Consider the following 22,166-nt stretch of genomic DNA (forward strand, 5'->3'; position numbering starts at 1 on the left):
GCTGTACTCGCTCAAGGCGTGAGCCGGGTAAAATCAGGTGTAATCTTCAGCCCGCCTAGGATGACCATGAGCCCCAGAACAGCGCAAATCGACCCCGGTAACCGCCCTGTGCACCGCTATAACCCCAAGACAGCTAACTATGTGTCAGGTAGCCCACTACGTACCCTAATCGTTGGAACCATTGGTTCGCTCCTGGTCATGTTCGCCTCCTTTGGTGTGGGCTGGCTTGCCGATGCTTCACTTTTCCGACGCGTCGACTGGATTATTCCCCTGCGTTACACCGCTCCCGGTCTGGTAACCTGCATCGCCATGCTGGTGGTAGGTTCCATGATGCTGTGTCGAGAATGGCTCCGCATGGTTCAGAAGCTCATGGTCTGGGATTCGAGGGCAAAAAAATGGGCTACGGGTGCAGCGGTATGCTGGATCATTCCTCAACTTTTTGCTTTCCCGCTCTATAGCCGGGACGTTTTTTCTTACTTTGCCCAGGGGCGGGTGATGGCGTCAGGCCTCAACCCCTATGAGTATGGAGTCTCCTCGGTTAACAACTTCTTCCAATACGGGGCCGACCAGATGTGGTCTGAATCAGCACCGCCCTACGGACCCATATTCCTGGTGATTGAGAAATGGGTAGCCCAATGGTCGGGTAATTCAGTCGATACCGCCCTTTATCTCTTTAGGCTCCTTGCACTCATCGGCGTAGCCATGATTGCCTACTACGTTCCCAAGCTCGCTCAACTCCACGGTATCAACGGTATTCGCGCCAACTGGCTGGTGGTAGCAAACCCGCTCTTCATCGCAGCTTTTATTACCTCGTCACATAATGATGCGCTGATGACCGGACTGATCCTGGCCGGCGTTTACTACGCTGCTTCTAGACGCGATACCTTGGGTTGCCTTCTTGGCGTGACCCTGGTGACTGCTGCCGTTGCCGTCAAACCGATTGCCCTGGTAGCCCTACCCTTTATCGGGCTTTTCTGGGCAGGGCGTGGGGCAAGCTGGCCACGCCGCATCGTTTTCTGGGCACTCACCCTGGCAATTTCAATGGCCCAACTCGGTCTCATGGGCTGGGTAACAGGCCTTAACTTTGGCTGGGTTTCAGCCCTTTCCACTACCGGTGGGCAGTACATCTGGTTCACTCCCATCGGGTTCCTGGGACTACAAATTAACCAGATTATTGTGTCGATTACAGGTGATAATGCCCTGGCAAACGGTATTCGGGACACATTCTTCAACCTGGGCAAGCTCACTGGCGTGTTACTGGCAGTCCTGACTATGGTGTGCGGTAAAGACGAGAACCTGATTCGCAGGGCAGGCTTAGCCCTGGGCCTAGTTGTGGCTTTCTCACCGATGCTGCAATCCTGGTACCTGCTGTGGTTTATCCCACTCTTTGTTGTCTCTGGTGTACGAACTGACTGGCAACTTGACTTCTACTTCTTGACCACCATGTTCTTCGTTATCTATGCGGTTTCAGACCAGTTGGCTGTCTCGCCCTATCTGGATAATTTCGACCAAAACATGGGCCGTCTTATTGCCGTGGTCTTGAGTTTGGCTTACGCTTTCTGGCTGGTCTTCTTTGACCCAGCCACCCGTCGAGTCCTGCGAAGAGCCCAGCGCTCTTCCCTCTACGAGGTCAGTATCTAAGGAATAGGGGAGAGGCCCAAAAACTCGAACCGGAGAGTCCGCCCAAAGAAATAGCCCCTCACCAAGAGGTGAGGGGCTATTGTGCATAGCGCCCCAGGAGGGAGTCGAACCCCCGACCAAGAGATTAGAAGGCTCCTGCTCTATCCACTGAGCTACTGAGGCTAGCGCACTCAATATTAGCTCCTGGGCCAGAAAAAGTCACTTTGATGCGGTTCATCAGCACGTCTGATGTACCCAGCTACCTCTGCTAGGGAGCAAGTAATTACCGACCCAAGGCCTTTAAACCCTAGGGAGCTGAGATAGCTGGCAATCTCTTCTGGCGCCCATGAGGGATAGTTACCCATAACTATTCTGCTCCACACCAAACCTCAGGCTTCACAGGTATTCTTCCTTCCAGGTCTGCTGACTCACTCTATGCCTTACCCTGCCCAGCTCCTGCTGAGCTTGCCACCAGCCTAAAGAGAGAGCAACCCAAGAGGTAGAGGTGTGAACATCTCATATTCCTAAACTGTCTTATCTTCATCGAGTGCAGCTTTACTTACCTCTCATAGCCTGAATTTTCGTATCCACAGGCTTTATGCACTATTGCCTCCAGCAGGCCCTACCTGGCAGGTTGGGGCTACCAGAACAGAGCCGACTCAAGGAGGAATCATGAGCGATACCGTCACCGTTCGAGGCTTTATTGCCACAGCACCAACCCAGAAATTCCTGCCAGGTGGGCAGATACCCGTCACCAACTTCCGCATCGCTTCCACACCCCGCTGGTTCGATACCACATCGGGGAGCTGGAAAGAAGGCAATACCAACTGGTACACAGTCAATGCCTTTAGGGCGCTCGCCCATAACTCTGCCCGCAGCCTTCATGTGGGCCAGCCCGTCCTGGTCACCGGCCGCCTGCAGGTCAAACAGTTCGAAAGGGCAGATGGCTCGGCAGGTACCAGCATTGAGATTGATGCTAGCTCTATAGGGCATGACCTCAACTTTGGGCTGGCAAACTTTACCCGGGTAACCGACCGCAAGCCAGAGATAGACGATACCGACCGTAAGTTCAATGAGCAGGTGCAGGCCGACGACCAGACGGGCCTCACTGAGGCTAGAGCAAACGACGAGGCCAGTGTCAGCCTCACCAGCTAGAACACGCCGGCACTGAGGGCTCGAGAGCGGTAGCCCTCTCGGTCATGCTCTGAACAAGAGGGGAGGTACAAGACTCTCACCAAGTTTCTCAGGCGGTCGCCCGCTTGGGGCCAACCAACTTGACATAAACCGGTAGGCTTAAAGGCATGGCAGAATTTATCTACACCATGACCAAAGCCCGCAAAACTGTGGGCGATAAAGTCATCCTCAACGACGTTTCAATGTCGTTCTTCCCCGGTGCAAAAATCGGTATGGTCGGCCCCAACGGTGCCGGTAAGTCAACCATCCTGAAAATTATGGCGGGTCTTGACACCCCCTCCAACGGTGAAGCACGACTCTCCGATGGCTACACCGTGGGTATCCTTATGCAGGAGCCCCCGCTCAATGAAGAAAAAACCGTCCTGGGTAACGTCCAGGAAGGCGTGGGCGAAATCTACGAGAAGATTGTTCGTTACAACGAAATCTCAGAAGAAATGGCTAACCCCGATGCCGATTTCGACTCCCTCATGGAAGAAATGGGCAAACTCCAGGAAGCCATTGACGCCGCCAACGCCTGGGACATTGACTCCCAGCTTGAGCAGGCAATGGACGCTCTACGTTGCCCTCCCGGAGATTCGCCCGTAACCCACCTCTCCGGTGGTGAACGCCGCCGTGTAGCTCTCTGTAAGCTCCTGCTTCAGAAGCCCGACCTGCTCCTGCTCGATGAGCCCACCAACCACCTAGATGCCGAATCGGTGCTCTGGCTCGAACAGCACCTGCAGTCCTACGAGGGCGCTGTTATTGCCATTACCCACGACCGATACTTCCTCGATCATGTGGCTGAATGGATTGCCGAAGTAGACCGCGGCAACCTCTACCCCTACGAGGGTAACTACTCCACCTACCTGGACAAGAAGCGTGCTCGCCTTGAAGTTCAGGGTAAGAAGGACGCCAAGCTTGCTAAGCGCCTTGAAGATGAGCTGGATTGGGTTCGATCCAACGCTAAGGGCCGCCAGGCTAAGTCAAAGGCCCGTCTGGCTCGCTACGAGGAGATGGCAGCTGAGGCGGAGAAGACCCGTAAGCTTGACTTTGAGGAAATTCAGATTCCCCCGGGACCGCGCCTGGGCAACGTGGTTATTGAGGCCGAGAACCTGCAAAAGGGTTTTGACGGCCGTTCACTGATCAAGGGCCTCTCCTTCTCGCTACCCCGCAACGGTATCGTTGGCGTTATCGGCCCTAACGGTGTGGGTAAGTCAACCCTGTTCAAGACTATTGTCGGTCTCGAAGCCCTGGACGGTGGCACCCTCAAGGTGGGCGAGACCGTCAAGATTTCCTACGTTGACCAGAACCGTTCAAACATTGACCCCGAAAAGTCGCTGTGGGAGGTTGTCTCTGACGGCTTGGATTACATTCAGGTTGGCCAGGTTGAAATGCCTTCGCGCGCCTACGTTTCAGCCTTCGGCTTCAAGGGCCCTGACCAGCAGAAGAAGGCCGGTGTGCTTTCCGGTGGTGAGCGCAACCGTCTGAACCTGGCTCTGACCCTCAAGCAGGGGGGCAACCTCTTACTGCTCGATGAGCCTACCAACGACCTGGACGTTGAGACCCTGACCTCGCTGGAAAACGCTCTGCTAGAGTTTCCCGGCTGCGCCGTTGTGGTCTCCCACGACCGTTGGTTCCTAGATAGGGTTGCTACCCATATTTTGGCCTGGGAAGGCACCGATGAGCAGCCCGATAACTGGTACTGGTTTGAAGGCAACTTCGAGTCCTACGAGAAGAACAAGGTGGAGCGCCTGGGCCCCGATGCCGCTAAGCCTCACCGCCTTGTCCACCGTAAGCTGACCCGCTAAGGCTTACAATGACCGGCTCAACCTGTAAGTTCTTATCCCTGACGGTAGTTTGGCGCAGGTAGCTCCGGTCATGGCTGTAAAGAATCCCCCGCACCCCATGGGGTGCGGGGGATTCTTGCGTTTAGAGGGCTCTTAGGTCGTGCGGTATTCGGGTAGCCGAATGAGCGCTTCTTGGGCTACCGTTGCAATGTGCTTGCCATCACGGGTAAAAATTTTACCCAGCGATAATCCACGTGCGCCCTGAGAGCTGGGGCAGTCCTGAACCAGTAGAAGCCACTCATCCGCAGGAGCCTGCCGATGGAACCAGATGGTGTGATCTAAGGAAGCTACTTTCATGCCCGGTTCTAGCCATGATTTCTGGTGGCGGCGCAGAACCGGCTCAATCTGTGTGTAGTCAGAGGCATAAGCCATAGCCGCCTGATGAATGAGCGGGTCATCCGGTAGCCTCTCCTTAGTCTTGAACCAGACCATGTTCTGAGCCGATCCGCTCGTGTCCGGGTCAAGGTAGAGCGCTGGGCTGATATGGCGGATATCGAAGGGTCTGCCGTGCGCCACCTTGTGGGCGATGGGTAGGTTGATATGCCCCAATAGGTCGGCTGCTGTGGGGAGCGACTCGGGATCTGGCAGGTCGGTGGGTATCTCCGATGAGTGCTCCGGCCCCTTGGCTACTGTCTGGAAAGAGGCAATACAGGAGAAGATAGGTGCGCCGCCTTGGTAGGCCTGAACACGCCTGCTGGCGAAAGAGCGTGTGTCGTTAAGGTTTTCTACCCCGTAGGCGAGGCTGGCGTTGACATCACCAGGGCGCAGAAAATAGCCGTGGAGTGAGTGTACCTGTTTACCCTCTACGGTCCGTGCCGCAGCAACCAGGGCTTGGGCGAGAACCTGCCCGCCGAAGATGCGGGGTGACTCTTTAGTCAGGGTCCTTGCCTGAAAGACCTGCTCATGTGCAGAGGCACTAGCTACAGGTAGGTCAAGCATAGCAAGTAGCTTGCCTGTGGGGGTGAGCGTCTCTTGGTGTGTATCTAGACTCATGGTTCTACCTTCTCATAAGTGGGCTAATGTTATGAGGGATAAGATGAAGTGATTAATTCTGTATTGAAAGAGGCACCCCATGTCTAGCCAAGAATCTGCGCATACAAGACCGTATGTGCACCTGCCCGATGAATCCACAGCCCGCGACCTCACAACCTATCTGGTGCGGGCTAAGTCTCTGGACCCGAAGGCGGCCGTACGGTTGCAGGCTCGCGGGGATATTCTGGGGGTAACTGTGTGCGCCCTGGAACCTGAGCATCTTTTAGATACGACCCCTACGGTTCTTGGCCTGCGCGCTATCAAACTGGCTGAACCGGCTGATCTGGATATAACGGTTGAGGCTGCTGCCCTGCTAGACCGCCTGGCTCGTATTGAGCAGGAGGGCTTGCAACTGGCGCTTCCACCGGTTGCCGTGACTGCGGGCTGGGCTGGCCGGACACCACCAATCACCGGGTGGGAAAAATCTGGCTTCTACCTATCCGATGATGCACGTCAGACCGCTAAGGCCGGTATTGAGACAGTGGACGGAGCCTTGCCAGCTCACCCCGGCCATGCGGTGGTTTCAACAGTGCGTTCACGCATCTGGTCCTCACCCGTCCAAACACCAAATACTCAGGTGCCTCTGCCAGCAGGTGCTGCTTTCGCCCTTGAGGTGCTGGGCTTTTTGCATCCGCGAGCTACCGAGCCAATGCCGGTGTGGGTGAATGGGGATTGGGTCCGTATTTCTGCTCGTGCAGGGCATGTTTTGGTGCGGTCAAGCAAGCCGTAAAGGGGGCGAGAGAATGCTTCCAGGCGCTACTGAGCCCTGTTCTGCATAGCGTGAGCGGCACGCTCAAAGTAGCCCCACATCTCGGCATCATAGAGCGGGGCAAGCTCCAGAGTGTCCATGGCCTCCCGCATATACCGCAACCAGGTGTCCCGTTCATTAGGGCCAATATAGAAGGGGTTGTGTCGCATACGCAGACGGGGGTGGCCGCGTTCTTCCTGGTAGGTTTTGGGCCCTCCCCAGTACTGTTCCAGGAACATTCTGAGCCGTCTTTCGGCGGGGCCTAAATCAGCCTCGGGGTACATGGCTTTAAATTCCTCATCAGCTGCAACCCGCTCATAGAACTCCCGGCAGAGTTTTTCAAAAACTGGGTGCCCACCAACCTGGGAATAGAAAGAGCGGGGGTCAATATCGTCACCTTCTGGTTGGGGATTTTGACCTGCGCCGTCGGCTAGAGAGATGGGTTTGAAAGCGGGGTTGGGTAACTGATTCATGCCCTCTAGTTTACTCCCGTGCACTGGCTACGGTCTGACCACCGGCAGGGACGGGAGGTATAGAAGAGGCGGGGCCTTCACTCTCACTGAGCGAAAACCCCGCCTTTCTTGGCGCTGTAGCTTTAGGCCATATCGGCGGCCTGAACCTTGAGCGCGCGTGCTAGAGCGTCGCGGCCTTCGGCAACCTGGCGTTTGAGGGCTGCGGCGTCCTCAGGCAGTGTTTCCAGGTAGTCTTCGGCACGGTCAAGCACCTGCTGGGTGTAGACACGGGGGAAGAGCCCGGTAATAATCTGGGTGGAAACCTCGTGGGAGCGTTCACGCCAGACCTTCTCCACAGACTCAAAGTAGCGTTCGGTGTACTGGGCCGTGACCTGCGGGTTACCGCGGTAGAAGCCAAGAATAGCCGCGCGCTGGACGTTGTTGGAAAGTTCACCGGTTTCAACGACTGCTCGCCAGGTTTCTGCTTTTGCTTCTGCGGTGGGGATAGCGGCTCGTGCTGTGGCCGCTGATTGCTGGCCGGTAGCGGTGTTGTCGTCTGCCAGAGCAGCATCGATATCTGTCTTGCGTCTGCGGCCACCGGCTGACAGTGAAATGAGCAGGGCCCACCGTAGGTCAGTATCAATCTCAAGACCCTCAAGCTGGGTGTTCCCACTCATCAGGGCTTCGAGAGTGTCAAGCTGGCTGTCGGTGTGGGCAAGACGTGCAAAGGCCCCGACCAGCTGGAACTGCTTATCTGAACCGGCCTCAGCCTGCTGAGCAAGTTCCCACAGCCGGTCTGCAGCCTGCTGGCGTACAGACTCCGCGTGAGCGGGGTTGAGGTAAGCCCGCAGGGTAGTTTCCAGGTTGGTGAGCTGGGTACGGACAGCGGTGGAGTTAGTTTCTGCCCCGATGTTGTTGAGTACCAATTCGACGAACTGACGGGCAGGCATTTGGCCGTCGCGGGCGGTGTCCCAGAGGGAGCCCCAGACAACCCCGCGAGCAACTGAAGAATCAATAGCGCCCAGGTGGGTTACGGCGGTGGCGCGGGAACGCTCATCCAGGCGGATCTTGGCGTAGGCCAGGTCTTCATCATTGACCAGAATGAGATCGGGGCGGGCCAGCCCGACGGCCTCGGGTACCTCGGTCAGCTCGCCGTCAACGTCAATTTCTAGGCGGTGGGTGCGGGTGAGCGCACCATCTTTCATGCTGTAGAAGCCAAGGATGAGGCGGTGGGGGCGCAGGGTTTCGTAGCCCTCTGCAAAAGTCTGGCGCAGAGCCAGGCGGGCCAGAGTTCCGTCCTCTGCTTCTTCAACTTCGGTGCTGAGAGTATTGACCCCGGCAGTTTCTAACCAGAGCTTGCTCCAGGCCCGCAGGTCGCGCCCGGAGATTGCTTCAAGCTCGGTAAGTAGGTCATCGAGCACAGTGTTGCCGTAGGCGTGCTTCTCAAAGTAGACCTTGAGGGCGGCCATAAAGTTCTCCTGGCCCACCCAGGCAACAAGCTGGCGGAGCACAGAGGCGCCCTTAGCGTAGGTGATACCGTCAAAGTTCACCTGAACATCTTGCAGGTCGCGGATAGGTGCCACAATGGGGTGGGTCGAGGAGAGCTGGTCCTGGTTGTAAGCCCAGGTCTTTTCCGACGCGGAGAAAGTTGCCCAGGCTTCGGGGGCGAAACTGGTGTTTTCGGCCAAAGCCAAGGTAGACATGAACTCAGCGAAGGACTCATTGAGCCACAGGTCGTTCCACCACTTCATGGTAACCAGGTCACCAAACCACATGTGGGCCAGTTCGTGCAGGACGGTAATGGCCCGGCGCTCAATAATTGCCTCGGTGACCTTGGAACGGAAGATGTAGCTTTCAAGGAAGGTCACCGCCCCGGCATTCTCCATGGCACCGGCGTTGAACTCGGGCACAAAGAGCTGGTCATATTTTTCAAAGGGGTAGGGAGTCTTGAACTGTTCTTCAAAAAACTCAAAGCCCTGGCGGGTGATGTGGAAGATCTCGTCAGCGTCCAGGTATTCCATGAGTGATTTACGGGCGTAGCAACCCAGCTTAATCTCTCGGCCTTGGCTGTTGGTCAGTGATGAGGAAACACCCGCGTAGGGACCAGCAATAATGGCGGTGATGTAGGAGGAAATGCGGGGAGTGGGCTTGAAGTTCCACACCTTAATGTCTGCCTGCTCGTCAACAGATGTCTCGGGCTGGTTAGAGACAACAACCCAGTGGGCGGGCGCCTTGACCCTGAACTCGAACTCAGCTTTGAGGTCGGGCTGTTCAAAAACGGGGTAAACCCTGCGAGAATCCGGAACCTCAAACTGCGAGTAGAGGTAGACCTCACCATCTACCGGGTCAACAAAGCGGTGCAGGCCTTCACCAGTGTTGGTGTAGAGCATATCGGCCTCAATCACCAGTTCGTTCTTCTGGGCTAGTGAGGGCAAAGTAATCCGAAGGCCATCAGCGCAATCTACCGGCAGGTTTTCCCCGTTGAGAACAATACTGTGGACAGTATCGGTAATCGCGTCAATAAAGGTCTCTTGCCCGGGTACAGCGTCAAAACGGACAACAGTGCGTGAACCAAACACTCGCTCGCCCCGGGTGAGGTCAAGATCAATGGTGTAGGAATCTACACGCTGAATAAGAGATGCTCTCTGCTCAGCTTCGGCGCGGGTCAAATTCATTCCAGGCATGGGGTTCCTTATCGTGGTGGAAAGGGAAGAGCCGGATAGCTCCAGTACTAGAAGGGCGGTCTTTGCCCTGCCAACAGCCACGGGTAACCTGCTGCTGCAGGTTGGTCGTCACGCAGCACATACGCCTATAATTCTATGTGGTAGCCCGTGATTCACCTAACTATATAGTGTGGTTTACAGCTTCCCCCTGCCGCCAACGACCTAAGGAGACACCGTGCGCGTCCACATTGCTACTGACCATGCAGGCCTTGACCTGAGCCACTACCTCATCCAGGAACTCACCGCAGCTGGCTACGAGATGGTCGACCACGGCCCAGCAGAGTACGACGCCCTCGATGACTACCCCAGCTTCTGCATCAATGCTGCGCTTGCCGTTCGTGCTGACCGTGAGGCAGGGCTAGATTCCCTGGGGATTGTTCTGGGCGGCTCCGGTAACGGCGAGCAGATGGCAGCCAATAAGGTAGCGGGCATCAGGGCAGCGCTCGCCTGGAACCACGAAACCGCCGCCCTTGCGCGTGAACACAATAATGCCCAGGTTGTAGCTGTAGGTGGCCGTCAGCACAGCAAGGAAGAGGCCCTGGACATCATCAAGGTTTTCCTGAGCACCGAATGGACCAAGGAAGAACGTCACGCCCGCCGCATCGGTCAAATGGCAGAATACGAAACCACCGGGGCAATCAGCGGCAAACACATCGATACTTACTAGGATCACCCACCCCCGCGACCAAAACCCCAGAAGGAACCCATGCCAGAAGGCCACTCCATCCACCGGCTTGCACGCCAGCTCACCGACGTTTTTGCCAACCAGCAACTTGCCGTCAGTAGCCCCCAGGGACGTTTCACCGATGGAGCGGCGCTTCTGCATGGGCACCGGCTGATCCGGTCGTTTGCCCACGGTAAACACCTCTTTGCAGAGTTCTCCAACGACCTTTACCTGAACGTACACCTGGGTATCTACGGTGCATTTACCTTTGGCGGTGACGAGCGGTTCACGGGTGCCTCGTCGATTGGGGCACCGCGCAAGATTGGTGAGCAGGAGGATCACTCCCAAGAGCTCAGCGCCAAGCCGCCGGCACCGCGGCCAACCACTCGCGCTCGCCTGGTCTCTGAGCATGGGTGGGCCGACCTGGTCGGACCCACCATTTGCCGGGTTTTAACGGCTGACGAAGTGGCCCGCGTGCGTTCTCAGCTGGGGCCGGACCCTCTGAACCCGGATGCTGACCCGCAGGCCTTTTATGCTCGAGCGAGGAAGACCTCCCGACCTATCGGGGTTGCCCTGATGGACCAGAAAGTTATCTCTGGTATCGGCAACATTTTTAGGGCTGAATCTCTGTTCAGGTGCGGTATCGATCCTTTCCGCCCCGCAAAAGAATGTAGTAGCTCTGAACTTGAGGCTCTCTGGGGCGATAACAAGCACCTGCTTGAAATTGGTGTCAGGGTGGGCCGGATTATTACAACTGAGCCGGCTGACCGCCCTGGTGTTTCTGAATATGAGGCCTGGCCTGAGCACGCAAATTACGTCTATCACCACCAGGGGCAGGCCTGTTTACGGTGCGGGAGCACGATTGCATTGCAAGAAGTTGCTGGGCGAAAACTGTATTGGTGCCCCGGCTGTCAGCGTTGAGAAGATCCTCTAAACTCTTTGAGTTACAGGGTTTTGTGCTCTGTAGGCTCTGTCAGCTCATAATCTCGATAGGCGACCCTAATGTCCCTGGATTTATCGATTAGGTTGAAGAATCCTAAAGTCGGCATGTGGGCTGTTGAACGCGTAGGGTTGCTTCGCGGTTCTTTTGAGCTGGCTAAAAGAGCTCTTTTAGAGGGCGCTCAAGCAGGGATAGGCTTATGCTGTAGGAAAGTGCAGTAGAGGCTGGGGAGGGTAGCGTGAGCCTTAAGAGTTCTTTGTTGAGGCGAGCTCGACTACTGCTGGTTGATATTGAGGGCACCCTGCTTGATAGTGAAACCGCTACATCTCTAGGGTTTTACCGGGCCCTTCAGAGGTATGGTTTTCGGGGTGATTTTGCTGAGTCGCAAGCTTTGTACCGCGTCTGGTCAGATATTCAGCGGGAAGATTTTCAGCTGTATTTGGCAGGGGAGCAGGCCTTTGATCAGCACTACTACCAGCGGATAGCCAGCATGCTTAACCTCATGACGGGCACTGCCCATTCCCAAGAACGGGCAGAGGGCTTCTTGGGCTGTTTTGAGGCCCACCGTCGGCAGGCCTGGGTTGCTTTTGACGATGTTGAGGGCTTCATGCGTGGCCTCGACCTTTATAGTTCTCATCTTCAAGTAGTTGCCGTAACTAACGGGTCGCAGGCGGTTGAACAGGCCAAGCTGGATACTTTAGGCCTTTCAGATCTGCCGCTGCTAACATCACAACTCCTGGGTACCAGCAAGCCAAAAGAAGATTTTTTCCGTCTCATCTGCGCCGCTCTTGAAACCGACCCGGCTTTTGCTGTGCATGTGGGCAATAATTTTTTGGCAGATGTGCAAGCCCCGGTAGGAGCCGGCCTTGGAGCGGTTTGGGTTAACAGGAGCAGGCGTCACCAGCAGATTCCGCCCGGTATTGAGCGGGTTAGGGCGCTGACTGAACTTATCGATCACTACTAGAAACTTGAGACCGTAGAACACCCTCTGCAAATGGACGGCACAAAAAAGCGACCACCTGCCGGTGGTCGCTTTTCTTTGGAGCGGCTGACGGGAATCGAACCCGCGTATCAGGCTTGGGAAGCGTGCGCTCTACCATTGAGCTACAGCCGCAGGAGAGGGGATGACGGGAATCGAACCCGCGTAATCAGTTTGGAAGACTGAGGCTTTACCATTAAGCTACATCCCCGTGTGGGGTGGCGTCCTCGTGGACGATTTCTAGTAAACCCGGTTTGTGGTGGGCTTGTCAAATCGGCTAGGCTAGAAAAGTCGGCAACACGCCCTAGGCGTAATGCGGTCGCCAGTTAGATTTTACGATGGGTTCCCGCTAGACTAGGTGTTGCCTTCCGTGCAATACGGGGTGTGGCGTAGCTTGGCTAGCGCGCCTGCTTTGGGAGCAGGAGATCGCAGGTTCGAATCCTGTCACCCCGACGTGAAATAGATCGGCCCGCCGGAAACGGCGGGTTTTTCTATAGAACGATTAGTTTGCCGCACTCATATTTAGTTCCGGGTTGCGGTTCCCTCAAGATATCAGGAGATCAACGGACGTGAAGACTGCCGTCGAGAAGATCAACCCGACCCTCGCAAAAATCGAGGTCGAGGTTCCCTTCGCTGAGTTCAAGACCTACCTTGACCGCACCTACAAGTCACTGGCTAACCAGATTTCAGTTCCTGGTTTCCGCAAGGGCAAGACCCCTAAGGCTCTGATTGATCAGCGTGCTGGCTTCGACTTTGTTGTTGAGAACGCTCTGAATGAAGCGCTGAACAGCTACTACTCCCAGGCTCTGGCTGAGAACGAGCTCACACCCCTGGCTCAGCCCGAACTGGACATCATTGCAAAGCCCGAAGAGGGCAACCGTGAAGCGGACCTCAAGCTCCTTATAGAGGTTACCGTTCGCCCCGAAATTGAACTGCCTGACTACTCAGGCATCAAGGTTGAGGTTGCAAGCGTAGAAGTTACTGAAGAAGACGAGCAGAAGGCACTCGATGCCCTGCGTGGCCGTTTCGGTACCCTCAAGGCTGTTGAGCGCCCCGCCGCTGACCAGGACTTCCTGACCATTAACATCGCCGCTGAAATCGATGGCCAAGAAGTTGACGCTGCCAACGACCTGTCCTACCAGGTAGGCTCCGGCACCATGCTGGAGGGCTTGGACGAAGCTGTTCTTGGCCTGTCTGCTGGTGAAGATGCAACCTTCGTGACCAAGCTTGCCGGTGGCGAGCACGCTGGTGAAGAGGCAACCGTCAAGGTTTCTGTCACCGCTGTTAAGGAACGCGAACTGCCCGAGGCAGACGACGACTTCGCTCAGCTGGCCTCCGAATTCGATACCATTGCAGAGCTCAAGGAAGACCTGAAGAAGCAGGCCGCTGACTCCAAGGTTGCCGAGCAGGGCGCAGAAGCGCGTGATAAGGTTCTTGACTCGCTGGTTGAACTGGTAGAAGTTCCCGTTCCCGAGAAGGTTATTGAAGACCAGCTGGAGCAGCATTTCAAGACCCCCAGCCAGGAAGCTGACCACGACACCGAAGAGCACCGCGCTGAGGTTCGTGAGAACACCGAACGTGCCTTCAAGAACGAAATCATTCTCGACGCAATCGCCGAGAAGGAAGAAGTTTCTGTTGAGCAGTCCGAGCTGATCGACTACATCATCACCATGAGCCAGCAGTACGGTATGGACCCCAACCAGTTCGCTCAGATGCTTGACGGCTCAGGCCAGTCCGGCATGATCGTTGGCGAAGTTCGCCGCTCCAAGGCTCTGGCCGCTGTTCTGGCTAAGGCTGAGGTTGTTGACGCAGACGGTAAGGCTGTTGACCTCTCATCATTCCTTAACGACAATGATGGCCAGCAGTAAGTACTAGCCTGCACCGACCTTGGTGCTTTAGTACAAGGCCCCGCCCAGCTAAGGCTAGGTGGGGCCTTTTTTCTGTCTCCTTCCCTGGGCTGGGCAGTCTAAGAGACCGTTTGCCCTAACATGCCATCAGCGAACTGAGGCTCTTTTGTGCTCACGCCAGTGCCCAAAAGCGATAACCTGAATGTCAAGCAATTCTTTGGTGCCCGCAGTCTGCGGCCGCCGCCACCGACACAAGGAGCGGAATCAATGTCCTTCACCCTTCCTGAAGCACACCAGGCCCCCGCCATGGAAACACCCATGGGGAGCCAGGACGACTATATCTATAACCGTCTACTCAAAGAGCGCATTATCTGGCTGGGGTCAGAAGTACGCGATTCCAACGCCAACCGTATCTGCTCCCAGCTCCTTTTGCTCTCGGCTGAGGACCCCGAGGCCGATATCTACCTCTACATCAACTCACCGGGTGGTTCTGTAACCGCAGGTATGGCTATCTACGACACCATGCAGCTTATACCCAACGACGTTGTCACCGTTGTGACCGGCATGGCCGCCTCAATGGGGCAGTTCCTGCTCACAGCAGGTGCACCCGGCAAGCGCTACGCCACCCCTAATGCCCGTATCCTTATGCACCAGCCCTCCGGCGGTATCGGTGGTACCGCATCAGATATTCGCACCCAGGCCCAGCTCATTTTGGATATGAAGAGGCGACTGAGCGAAATCACCGCAGAGCGCACCGGCCAGACCGTAGAAACCATCCTGCGCGATAACGACCGTGATAACTGGTTCACCGCAGAAGAAGGCCTGGCTTACGGCTTCTTCGACAAGATTCTGGACAAAATTGGCCCGGCCACCAGCGCCACCGACAAGTAAACCGGCCACGCAAGACTTTCTAGGAGAAACCGAATGATTCACCTCCCCTCATCTACCGCCCCGGCCGGTATGCCCACCGACCGCTACGTGCTCCCCAACTTTGAAGAGCGTACCCCCTACGGCTACAAGCGCCAGGACCCCTACGCCAAGCTCTTTGAAGACCGCATCATTTTCTTGGGCGTTCAGGTCGATGATGCCTCAGCCGATGACATCATGGCCCAGCTCCTGGTTCTTGAGTCCCAGGATCCTGACCGTGACATCACTCTTTACATCAACTCACCCGGTGGCTCCTTCACCGCGATGACTGCAATCTACGACACCATGCAGTACATCCGCCCCGAGATTCAGACTGTCTGCCTGGGTCAGGCCGCATCAGCCGCCGCTGTCTTGCTGGCAGCCGGTACCCCCGGTAAGCGTCTTGCCCTGCCCAACGCCCGCGTACTGATTCACCAGCCTGCGCTGTCGGGTCAGCAGGGCGGCCAGGCATCAGACATTGAGATTCACGCCAACGAAGTAATGCGCATGCGTGAGTGGACTGCCCAGACTCTTGCTCTGCACGCCGGTAAGACCTTTGAAGAGGTCGATAAGTCGATTGAACGTGACAACATTCTGACCGCTAAAGCGGCACTGGAGTACGGCATCGTCGACCAGGTGCTTGAGTCACGCAAGGCCAATAAGCCGGCATTCAACACTGCTGAGAAGCACGACTAGATAGATACCCCAAACCGTTGGGTATTGGCGCCGCCTTTGGTTCTGCTCCACGAGAGTAGAGAGCCGATGGCGGCGTTTTATATGGATTATCGAGTCGGGGTGATATCTGTGAGAACACAGATGTCATTTTTTCGTCATCTTTCCTTAAACGTCACACAATTGGGCTGGCTAATTTTTCAGGGTAGATTATGTAGTGGAACCCAAAGAAAGGTAGGGGTATGGCTCGTCTAGGCGATAGCACCACTCTTCCCAAATGTTCATTTTGTGGCAAGAATCAGCGGCAGGTTCGTAAGCTGATTGCTGGCCCCAATATCTACATCTGCGATGAATGTATTGAGCTGTGCAACGAGATTCTTGAAGAGGAACTGACCGAGGTCAAGGGTCTAGGGTCTGCTGAAGAACTCCCCAACCCCCGTGAGATCTTTGACCACCTCCAGGAGTACGTCATTGGGCAGGAGGCCGCTAAGCGTGCCCTGTCTGTAGCGGTCTACAACCACTACAAGCGTATTCGGGCGCAAGAAAGCTCAGCTTTTGAGGCTAAGGAGCTTTTGGCTACTGACGGTGAAGACGTTGAGATTGCTAAGTCCAATATTCTGCTGGTTGGCCCGACAGGTTCCGGCAAGACTTACCTGGCCCAGACCCTGGCCAAAAAACTCAATGTGCCTTTTGCGGTTGCCGATGCGACCTCACTCACCGAGGCTGGTTATGTGGGCGAAGACGTTGAGAACATTCTGCTCAAGCTAATTCAGGCCGCCGATGGGGACATTCAAAAAGCCCAGCGCGGCATCATTTACATTGATGAAATCGATAAAATTTCCCGTAAGGCAGATAACCCTTCCATCACTCGAGACGTTTCGGGTGAGGGGGTGCAACAGGCACTCCTTAAAATCCTTGAGGGTACGGATGCATCGGTGCCTCCACAGGGCGGTCGTAAGCACCCTCAGCAGGAATTCCTCAAGATTAACACTTCCAATATCCTCTTTATCGTGGCCGGTGCTTTTGCCGGTATCGAAGAGATAGTAGGTGGGCGGGTAGGCCGCAAGGGTATTGGCTTTGGTGCCTCGATTGAGCAGGCCGCCAAGGAGAGCGATATCCTCACTAAGCTCATGCCCGAAGACCTACTGAAATTTGGTCTGATCCCTGAGTTCATTGGCCGCCTGCCAGTGCTTGCTACGTTGGGTAAGCTGACCGAGAGCGACCTCAAACGGATTCTGACCGAACCCAAGAACGCTCTGGTCAAGCAGTACAAACGTATGTTCGCCCTTGACGGTGTTGAACTGATTTTTGAGGACGGCGCCATTGCCGCCATTGCCCGCCAGGCTGTTGAACGCGACACCGGTGCTCGCGGTTTACGTTCCATCATGGAGTCTATTCTGCAACCGGTCATGTTCGATGTACCCAGCCGTAGTGACGTATCGGCGGTCATTATCGATGCCGATGTTGTCACCGGCGATAAAGACCCGATTCTCGTCATTGATAATTCGGTGGAAAAGAAGAGCGCTTAAGAAAAGCCCCGCTCCGGGAATAGTATCCCGGAACGGGGTGTTTTGCTGGTGACAGTATTTCGGTGCAAAAGCACAGCTTTCTCTGAAAGGAGCCCCTGTGGCTGAGAACAAAGTTGATTTTTGGTTTGACCCCACCTGCCCCTGGTGCTGGATGACCTCCCGTTGGATTAAAGAGGTCCAGGGCCTGCGCGATGTTGAGGTCACCTGGCATCCCTTCTCTCTGTCTGTTCTCAATGAGGGGCGTGACCTGCCTGCTGACTACCAGGCACACATGGAAACGGCCTGGGGCCCGGCCCGTGTGGTTACTGCCGTCGCTCAGAAGTACTCGCAGGCCGAGGTTGATGCGCTCTACACGGCCCTGGGGGAGGAGATCCACCACCAGCAGAACAAGGGCGGTGAACTCTACGCTGACGCCATTACTAAGGCTCTGGAAACTGTTGGCCTGCCCTCTGAACTTGCGCAGGCTGCTTTCACTGAAGAATACGATGAGTTTATGCGCGACTCAACCCGTGCGGGCCTCGAAGCCGCCGGTGGCGATGACATCGGTGTGCCGCTGATCAGCATTAACGGCGTGACCTTCTTTGGTCCGGTCATGAGCCCTGCCCCCACCGGTGAAGAAGCCGCTAAGGTCTTTGATGGGGCTGTAGCACTAGCCTCTTACCCCGGTTTCTTTGAAATTAAGCGACCCAGAACAGTGGGTCCCATCTTCGCAGCTAGAGCAGAGAACTAGAGTGAAGCCCCCGGAGGGTCCCTTGAAGGGAACCTGCTCCGGGGGCTTTGCTTATGCCTGCTAGCTACTTTTGTGCGCGAGCCTGGTTTTTGGCGGTGGCATTGTAGGTGTAGTTAACCGCTCCATCAGAAGTAAACTCCAGCATGGCAAAAACATGGCTTGCCATAATAATAAAGACGGCATAGAGGTTTCCGCCTTCGGCTGATCCAGCCGAGACCGAGAGCGCTGTACCTACGAATGAGAGACTCAGAAGTGCCAGGATTATTTTTCGTGATCGCTGGCTGCCACGAATTACTTGGATACAGAGGAAGACCTGAGTCACAGTAATGAGGATCAGCAACCCGCTAAGAGTCCACTGGGTTATAGTCATAGCATTAGAGATATGGGCTAGTTCATCCCCAGTTAGGCTATTCTCCAAACTCAAAAAATCGCCCCGAGAGATTTGCCAGAGGTTAATACCTAACTGGAACATCGCCAGAATGCCCACAAAGAGTGCAGCTACCCAGACACTGGGCGGTGCTTCTTGGACCAGTTCCCAGGCGGGCCGGTGGCCTCTGAGCTTTTCTGGGCTAAGGTCTGAGTTTTCTGCTGGTGAGGGCTGAAGCTGAGCAAGTTCCAAGATGGGGAGGTTACCGTCGGTGAGGATATCATCCCCACCACCGTTACGGGAGTGGTAGCCGGTAGAGAAATCCTTGATGACCTCAACCTGAGTCTGGGGGTTGCAGTAGGCGACAGTTTCTACTACATAATCTCGTTCCTTATCAGTGTCTGCATCAATCTTATGGGTGACTTGGAGTGTGAAAAGGGAAAGTCCGACGGCCCTGTCGAAGGTTGCGCCAGCTAGCCAATCAACTGAGGCACCGCCGGGCAGCTTCCACCCCTGAGGGGCCTTCCAGAAACGTACATGGTGTCGTTTTTGGGGCGACCCATCAACCTCTTGCTGGTAGGCGAAATCCTCTTTGCGGTTAAAGAGATAGAGAGGGGAAACCGGTGCAGTGGGGTAGGGAGTTCTCGTGAGAGTATTGCGAATAATACGCCAGGAGGATGCTAACGTGACAGGCTCTGCCTGATGCCAGCCTGCCTGGGTCATGGCGCGGTGGATATCTGCTTCTTCCCCTCTGATACCTATGTTAATAGGGTCTCCCAAAAGGCCGTCACCGGTCCGAGCACGACCGATAAAGTAGCTGGGCACATAAATATCGGTCATGATTCGGTGAAAACGCGGCAAGGTGAAATAAGCACAGATACCCCAGAAGACAATGATCAGGGGGATAGCCCACCAGGAATGGGTGCTGGCTTCTATGAGGGCTACAATGGCCAGCCAAATTGAGGCCAGACCAGCTCCAATGAAATAGAGCTTGTCCAGGGCACCCGAGAAAACCCGCCTATCTGCTTGAAATTGCAGGTAGCTTTTGATCTTTTCGGGCGAGGTATTGCCCCGGTATCGCGGGTAATTGGGATCAGAGTTCATAAGTCTATCAGTCCAGTCTAGTGTCAGGGTAGTAAAGGAGAGGCCTAGCCCGGGTGAATGAGCTAGGCCTCTCTCAGGGGGTAAGCCGTTTAGGGCAGGTAAGGAAGGCTAGGAAGCCCTCTCTTCTTCTGCCCTGAGCTTGACCTGGCTGATCTCTAGTTCGGCTTGAGCGTCTTGAACCTGCAGAGTGAGCTGGTGAGCATTTCCGGCTGCCTTCAGGTCTGCTAGGCCAGCCTTGAGGCGCTGGATAGACTGCTGAGAACCGGTAATTACTGCTGACTCAACTTCAGTACGCTGTTTGACCTGGGCCTGGCTCTTAGCCTTGCGTATCCCTCCCAGAGCGGCCGCCACGGTGGGCAGAATCTCTGCGTCAGCGGTTTTGGCAAGTTTCGCGTAACCGGCAGTGGTAGGCCAGGGTGCACGGTGCACCGAGCCTGCCCTCCACCAGGACCAAATCTCATCGGTCACGAAGGGTAGGAAGGGCGCAAACATACGGAGCAGAGCGTCCAAGGTGGTGGCAAGAGCCGACAGAACTGATGCCTGTTCAGCGTCTCCTGCCTTGCCGTAAGCGCGGTCCTTAATGAGCTCAACGAAGTCATCGGTGAAGTGCCAGAAGAAAGTCTCGGAAATCTGGAGGGCACGAGCGTACTCGTAATTCTCAAAGGCCGCAGTAGATTCCTCAACCAGGCTAGCTAGACGAGCCAGCAGGGAGCGATCCAGGTCGTTGGTGAGCAGGTTAGCTTGTGCTTGGGTGGTGATAACTGACTGAGCAGTTGCCCCCAGACCCAGCACGAACTTTGAAGCGTTCAGGAGTTTGATAGCCAGGCGGCGACCAATCTTCATCTGGGCTTCATCGTAGGCGGTGTCGGCACCCAGCTTGGCGCTGGCCGCCCAGTAACGGACCGCATCCGAACCGTACTTTTCCAGCACCTCATGGGGAACAACCACGTTGCCCTTGGACTTGGACATCTTCTTGCGGTCCGGGTCCAGAATCCAGCCTGACAGTGCGGTATCGGTCCAGGGAACAGAGTTCTCTAGTGAGTTTGAGCGAACCACGGTGGAGAAGAGCCAGGTACGGATAATGTCGTGGCCTTGGGGGCGCAAATCCATAGGGAAGGTGACCTCGTGCAGCTCCCGATCCACTGCCCAGCCGGTGGCAATCTGCGGGGTCAGTGACGAGGTAGCCCAGGTATCTAGAACATCGGGGTCAGCGATAAAGCCACCGGGTAGGCCACGCTGATCCTCGGTGTAACCGGGTGCAGGCTCTGAGGCGGGGTCTACCGGCAGCATCTCAGCGCTAGGAACAATCGGCTCATCGTAGTTGGGCTCACCATCGGCGTCCAGGGCGTACCAGATGGGGAAGGGCACACCGAAGAAGCGCTGGCGTGAAATGAGCCAGTCACCGTTGAGGCCCTCTACCCAGTTCTCGTAGCGGGAGCGCATAAAGGTGGGGTGCCAGGTAATCTGGCGGCCACGCTCAATAAGAGCTTCGCGGCGCTCGGCATCGCGGCCACCGTTGCGGATATACCACTGGCGTGAGGCCACGATTTCAAGGGGCTTGTCGCCCTTTTCGTAGAACTTGACCGGGTGGGTAATGGGCTTGGGGTCGCCGTCCATTTCGCCGGCTTCAATCAGCATCTCGACCACGGTCTTTTGCGCGGTAAAGACGGTTGCACCGGCCATACGGGCGTAGCGTTCACGGCCCTCGGGGCTGGTAATCCAGTCGGGGGTTTCTGAAGCGAAGCGGCCGTCGCGGCCAATGAGTGCGCGGGTATCAAGCTGGAGCTCACGCCACCAGGTGACGTCGGTGGTGTCGCCAAAGGTACAAATCATGGCGATACCGGCCCCCTTGTCGGGCTGAGCCAGAGGGTGCGCCTTAATCTCGACCTCAACGCCGAAGAGCGGGGAGGTGACCTTGGTCCCAAAGAGAGGCTGGTAGCGCTGGTCATCGGGATGGGCAACCAGAGCTACACAGGAAGGCAGCAGCTCGGGGCGGGTGGTCTCAATCCATACCTTCTCGCCGTTTTCGCGGTGGAAGGAGATGCGGTGGTAGGCACCGGGGCGTTCCTTATCTTCCAGCTCGGCCTGGGCAACCGCGGTGCGGAAGGTGACATCCCACATGGTGGGGGCCTCTGCCATGTAGGCATCGCCGCTGGCTAGATCGTTCAGGAAGGCAAGCTGGGAGACCTTGCGGGAGTGGGCATCGATGGTGCGGTAGGTGTGTGACCAGTCCACCGAAAGACCCAGAGTGGTGAAGAGTTCTTCAAAGACCTTTTCGTCTTCAACAGCAAGAATCTCGCAGAGTTCAATGAAGTTCTGGCGTGAGATACGCGGCCAGTCACGCTGGTTCTTGGCAGGCTTCTCGGGCGCGGTGAAGTTGGGGTCGTAGGGGATAGCGGGGTCGCACAGAACCCCGTAGTAGTTCTGAACACGGCGCTCAGTGGGCAGGCCGTTATCGTCCCAGCCCAGGGGGTAAAAGACGTTCTTGCCCTTCATGCGCTGGTAGCGGGCGATGACGTCGGTCTGGGTGTAGGAGAACATGTGCCCCACATGCAGGGAGCCAGAGGCTGTGGGAGGCGGGGTGTCAATGGAATAGACCTGCTCGCGGGTGGTGTCCCGGTTAAAAGCGTAGGTCTTGCGCTCGGCCCAGTTCTGTGTGAACTTCTTTTCGAGGCCTTCGAGGCCGGGCTTTGCGGGAACGGTAATGTCTACTGTGGGTTCTGCGGGCGTGTCTGTGCCCTGGTTGATGTCAGCCATGCTTTTCATTCTCTCAGCTTATGTGTTGAGATGCCAATAGCTCCTTGATCTGCTGTAGTGATAGTATTCATGCTGA

Annotated in this window: 17 protein-coding genes and 4 tRNA genes; 13 read left to right on the forward strand and 8 right to left on the reverse strand. The window is 56.0% G+C overall.

Going from position 1 to position 22,166, the window contains the following annotated elements; genetic code table 11:
* Nucleotides 1–66 precede the first annotated feature (66 nt).
* A complete protein-coding gene (mptB, locus tag ACN082_RS03900) occupies nucleotides 67–1,641 on the forward strand; it encodes a polyprenol phosphomannose-dependent alpha 1,6 mannosyltransferase MptB (protein ID WP_419099541.1) in 1,575 nt (524 codons plus the stop codon).
* An 89-nt stretch (nucleotides 1,642–1,730) separates the two neighbouring features.
* On the opposite strand, the gene ACN082_RS03905 is transcribed toward mptB, so the two are convergent.
* Nucleotides 1,731–1,803, reverse strand: a tRNA-Arg gene (locus ACN082_RS03905).
* Between the two features lie 489 nt (nucleotides 1,804–2,292).
* Here ACN082_RS03905 and ACN082_RS03910 point away from each other — a divergent pair.
* Nucleotides 2,293–2,775 carry a single-stranded DNA-binding protein gene (locus ACN082_RS03910; protein ID WP_419099542.1) on the forward strand — a complete coding sequence of 161 codons (483 nt, stop codon included), beginning with the start codon at nucleotides 2,293–2,295 and terminating at the stop codon, nucleotides 2,773–2,775.
* Between the two features lie 146 nt (nucleotides 2,776–2,921).
* A complete protein-coding gene (ettA, locus tag ACN082_RS03915; protein ID WP_419099543.1) occupies nucleotides 2,922–4,601 on the forward strand; it encodes an energy-dependent translational throttle protein EttA in 1,680 nt (559 codons plus the stop codon).
* 132 nt (nucleotides 4,602–4,733) lie between these two features.
* On the opposite strand, the gene ACN082_RS03920 is transcribed toward ettA, so the two are convergent.
* Nucleotides 4,734–5,633: an acyl-CoA thioesterase gene (locus tag ACN082_RS03920; RefSeq protein WP_419099544.1), complete on the reverse strand. Its 900-nt coding sequence runs from the start codon at nucleotides 5,631–5,633 to the stop codon at nucleotides 4,734–4,736.
* A gap of 79 nt (nucleotides 5,634–5,712) precedes the next feature.
* On the opposite strand from ACN082_RS03920, the gene ACN082_RS03925 reads away from it, so the two are divergent.
* A complete protein-coding gene (locus ACN082_RS03925) occupies nucleotides 5,713–6,402 on the forward strand; it encodes a hypothetical protein (RefSeq protein WP_419099545.1) in 690 nt (229 codons plus the stop codon).
* Between the two features lie 26 nt (nucleotides 6,403–6,428).
* Here the strand turns inward: ACN082_RS03925 and ACN082_RS03930 are convergent, their stop codons facing one another.
* Entirely contained in the window at nucleotides 6,429–6,893 is a 465-nt protein-coding gene (locus ACN082_RS03930; RefSeq protein ID WP_419099546.1) for a globin, read from the reverse strand.
* A gap of 122 nt (nucleotides 6,894–7,015) precedes the next feature.
* Nucleotides 7,016–9,556: an aminopeptidase N gene (pepN, locus tag ACN082_RS03935; RefSeq protein WP_419099547.1), complete on the reverse strand. Its 2,541-nt coding sequence runs from the start codon at nucleotides 9,554–9,556 to the stop codon at nucleotides 7,016–7,018.
* Between the two features lie 214 nt (nucleotides 9,557–9,770).
* On the opposite strand from pepN, the gene ACN082_RS03940 reads away from it, so the two are divergent.
* The 3 genes from ACN082_RS03940 (at nucleotide 9,771) to ACN082_RS03950 (ending at nucleotide 12,163) form a co-directional block, all read left to right on the forward strand.
* Nucleotides 9,771–10,262 carry a ribose-5-phosphate isomerase gene (locus tag ACN082_RS03940; protein WP_419099548.1) on the forward strand — a complete coding sequence of 164 codons (492 nt, stop codon included), beginning with the start codon at nucleotides 9,771–9,773 and terminating at the stop codon, nucleotides 10,260–10,262.
* 39 nt (nucleotides 10,263–10,301) lie between these two features.
* Entirely contained in the window at nucleotides 10,302–11,180 is an 879-nt protein-coding gene (locus ACN082_RS03945) for an Fpg/Nei family DNA glycosylase (protein ID WP_419099549.1), read from the forward strand.
* A gap of 257 nt (nucleotides 11,181–11,437) precedes the next feature.
* Nucleotides 11,438–12,163, forward strand: a complete 726-nt coding sequence (locus ACN082_RS03950; protein WP_419099550.1) for an HAD family hydrolase — start codon at nucleotides 11,438–11,440, stop codon at nucleotides 12,161–12,163.
* Between the two features lie 76 nt (nucleotides 12,164–12,239).
* On the opposite strand, the gene ACN082_RS03955 is transcribed toward ACN082_RS03950, so the two are convergent.
* A tRNA-Gly gene (locus ACN082_RS03955) sits at nucleotides 12,240–12,313 on the reverse strand.
* A gap of 5 nt (nucleotides 12,314–12,318) precedes the next feature.
* Nucleotides 12,319–12,389: transfer RNA gene (locus ACN082_RS03960), tRNA-Gly, on the reverse strand.
* A 167-nt stretch (nucleotides 12,390–12,556) separates the two neighbouring features.
* Between ACN082_RS03960 and ACN082_RS03965 the strand changes: the two genes are divergently transcribed.
* The 6 genes from ACN082_RS03965 (at nucleotide 12,557) to ACN082_RS03990 (ending at nucleotide 17,862) form a co-directional block, all read left to right on the forward strand.
* Nucleotides 12,557–12,631, forward strand: a tRNA-Pro gene (locus ACN082_RS03965).
* Nucleotides 12,632–12,747: 116 nt separating this feature from the next.
* The gene (gene tig, locus ACN082_RS03970; protein ID WP_419099551.1) at nucleotides 12,748–14,046 is read left to right on the forward strand and encodes a trigger factor; all 1,299 of its coding nucleotides are present in this window, start codon (nucleotides 12,748–12,750) and stop codon (nucleotides 14,044–14,046) included.
* 246 nt (nucleotides 14,047–14,292) lie between these two features.
* On the forward strand, nucleotides 14,293–14,916 hold the full coding sequence (locus ACN082_RS03975; RefSeq protein ID WP_419099552.1) for an ATP-dependent Clp protease proteolytic subunit: 624 nt from the start codon (nucleotides 14,293–14,295) through the stop codon (nucleotides 14,914–14,916).
* A 33-nt stretch (nucleotides 14,917–14,949) separates the two neighbouring features.
* Complete coding sequence (locus ACN082_RS03980) at nucleotides 14,950–15,627, forward strand: ATP-dependent Clp protease proteolytic subunit (protein ID WP_419099553.1); 678 nt, start codon at nucleotides 14,950–14,952, stop codon at nucleotides 15,625–15,627.
* 218 nt (nucleotides 15,628–15,845) lie between these two features.
* Nucleotides 15,846–17,132, forward strand: a complete 1,287-nt coding sequence (gene clpX, locus ACN082_RS03985) for an ATP-dependent Clp protease ATP-binding subunit ClpX (RefSeq protein WP_419099554.1) — start codon at nucleotides 15,846–15,848, stop codon at nucleotides 17,130–17,132.
* A 97-nt stretch (nucleotides 17,133–17,229) separates the two neighbouring features.
* Nucleotides 17,230–17,862 carry a DsbA family oxidoreductase gene (locus ACN082_RS03990; protein WP_419099555.1) on the forward strand — a complete coding sequence of 211 codons (633 nt, stop codon included), beginning with the start codon at nucleotides 17,230–17,232 and terminating at the stop codon, nucleotides 17,860–17,862.
* Nucleotides 17,863–17,926: 64 nt separating this feature from the next.
* Here ACN082_RS03990 and ACN082_RS03995 read toward each other — a convergent pair whose 3' ends face one another.
* On the reverse strand, nucleotides 17,927–19,333 hold the full coding sequence (locus ACN082_RS03995) for an LssY C-terminal domain-containing protein (protein ID WP_419099556.1): 1,407 nt from the start codon (nucleotides 19,331–19,333) through the stop codon (nucleotides 17,927–17,929).
* Nucleotides 19,334–19,441: 108 nt separating this feature from the next.
* Nucleotides 19,442–22,090: a valine--tRNA ligase gene (valS, locus tag ACN082_RS04000; protein ID WP_419099557.1), complete on the reverse strand. Its 2,649-nt coding sequence runs from the start codon at nucleotides 22,088–22,090 to the stop codon at nucleotides 19,442–19,444.
* Between the last annotated feature and the right edge of the window lie 76 nt (nucleotides 22,091–22,166).

Origin of the sequence: Rothia sp. CCM 9417, assembly GCF_048513575.1 — a bacterium.
Taxonomy (GTDB): Bacteria; Actinomycetota; Actinomycetes; order Actinomycetales; family Micrococcaceae; genus Rothia.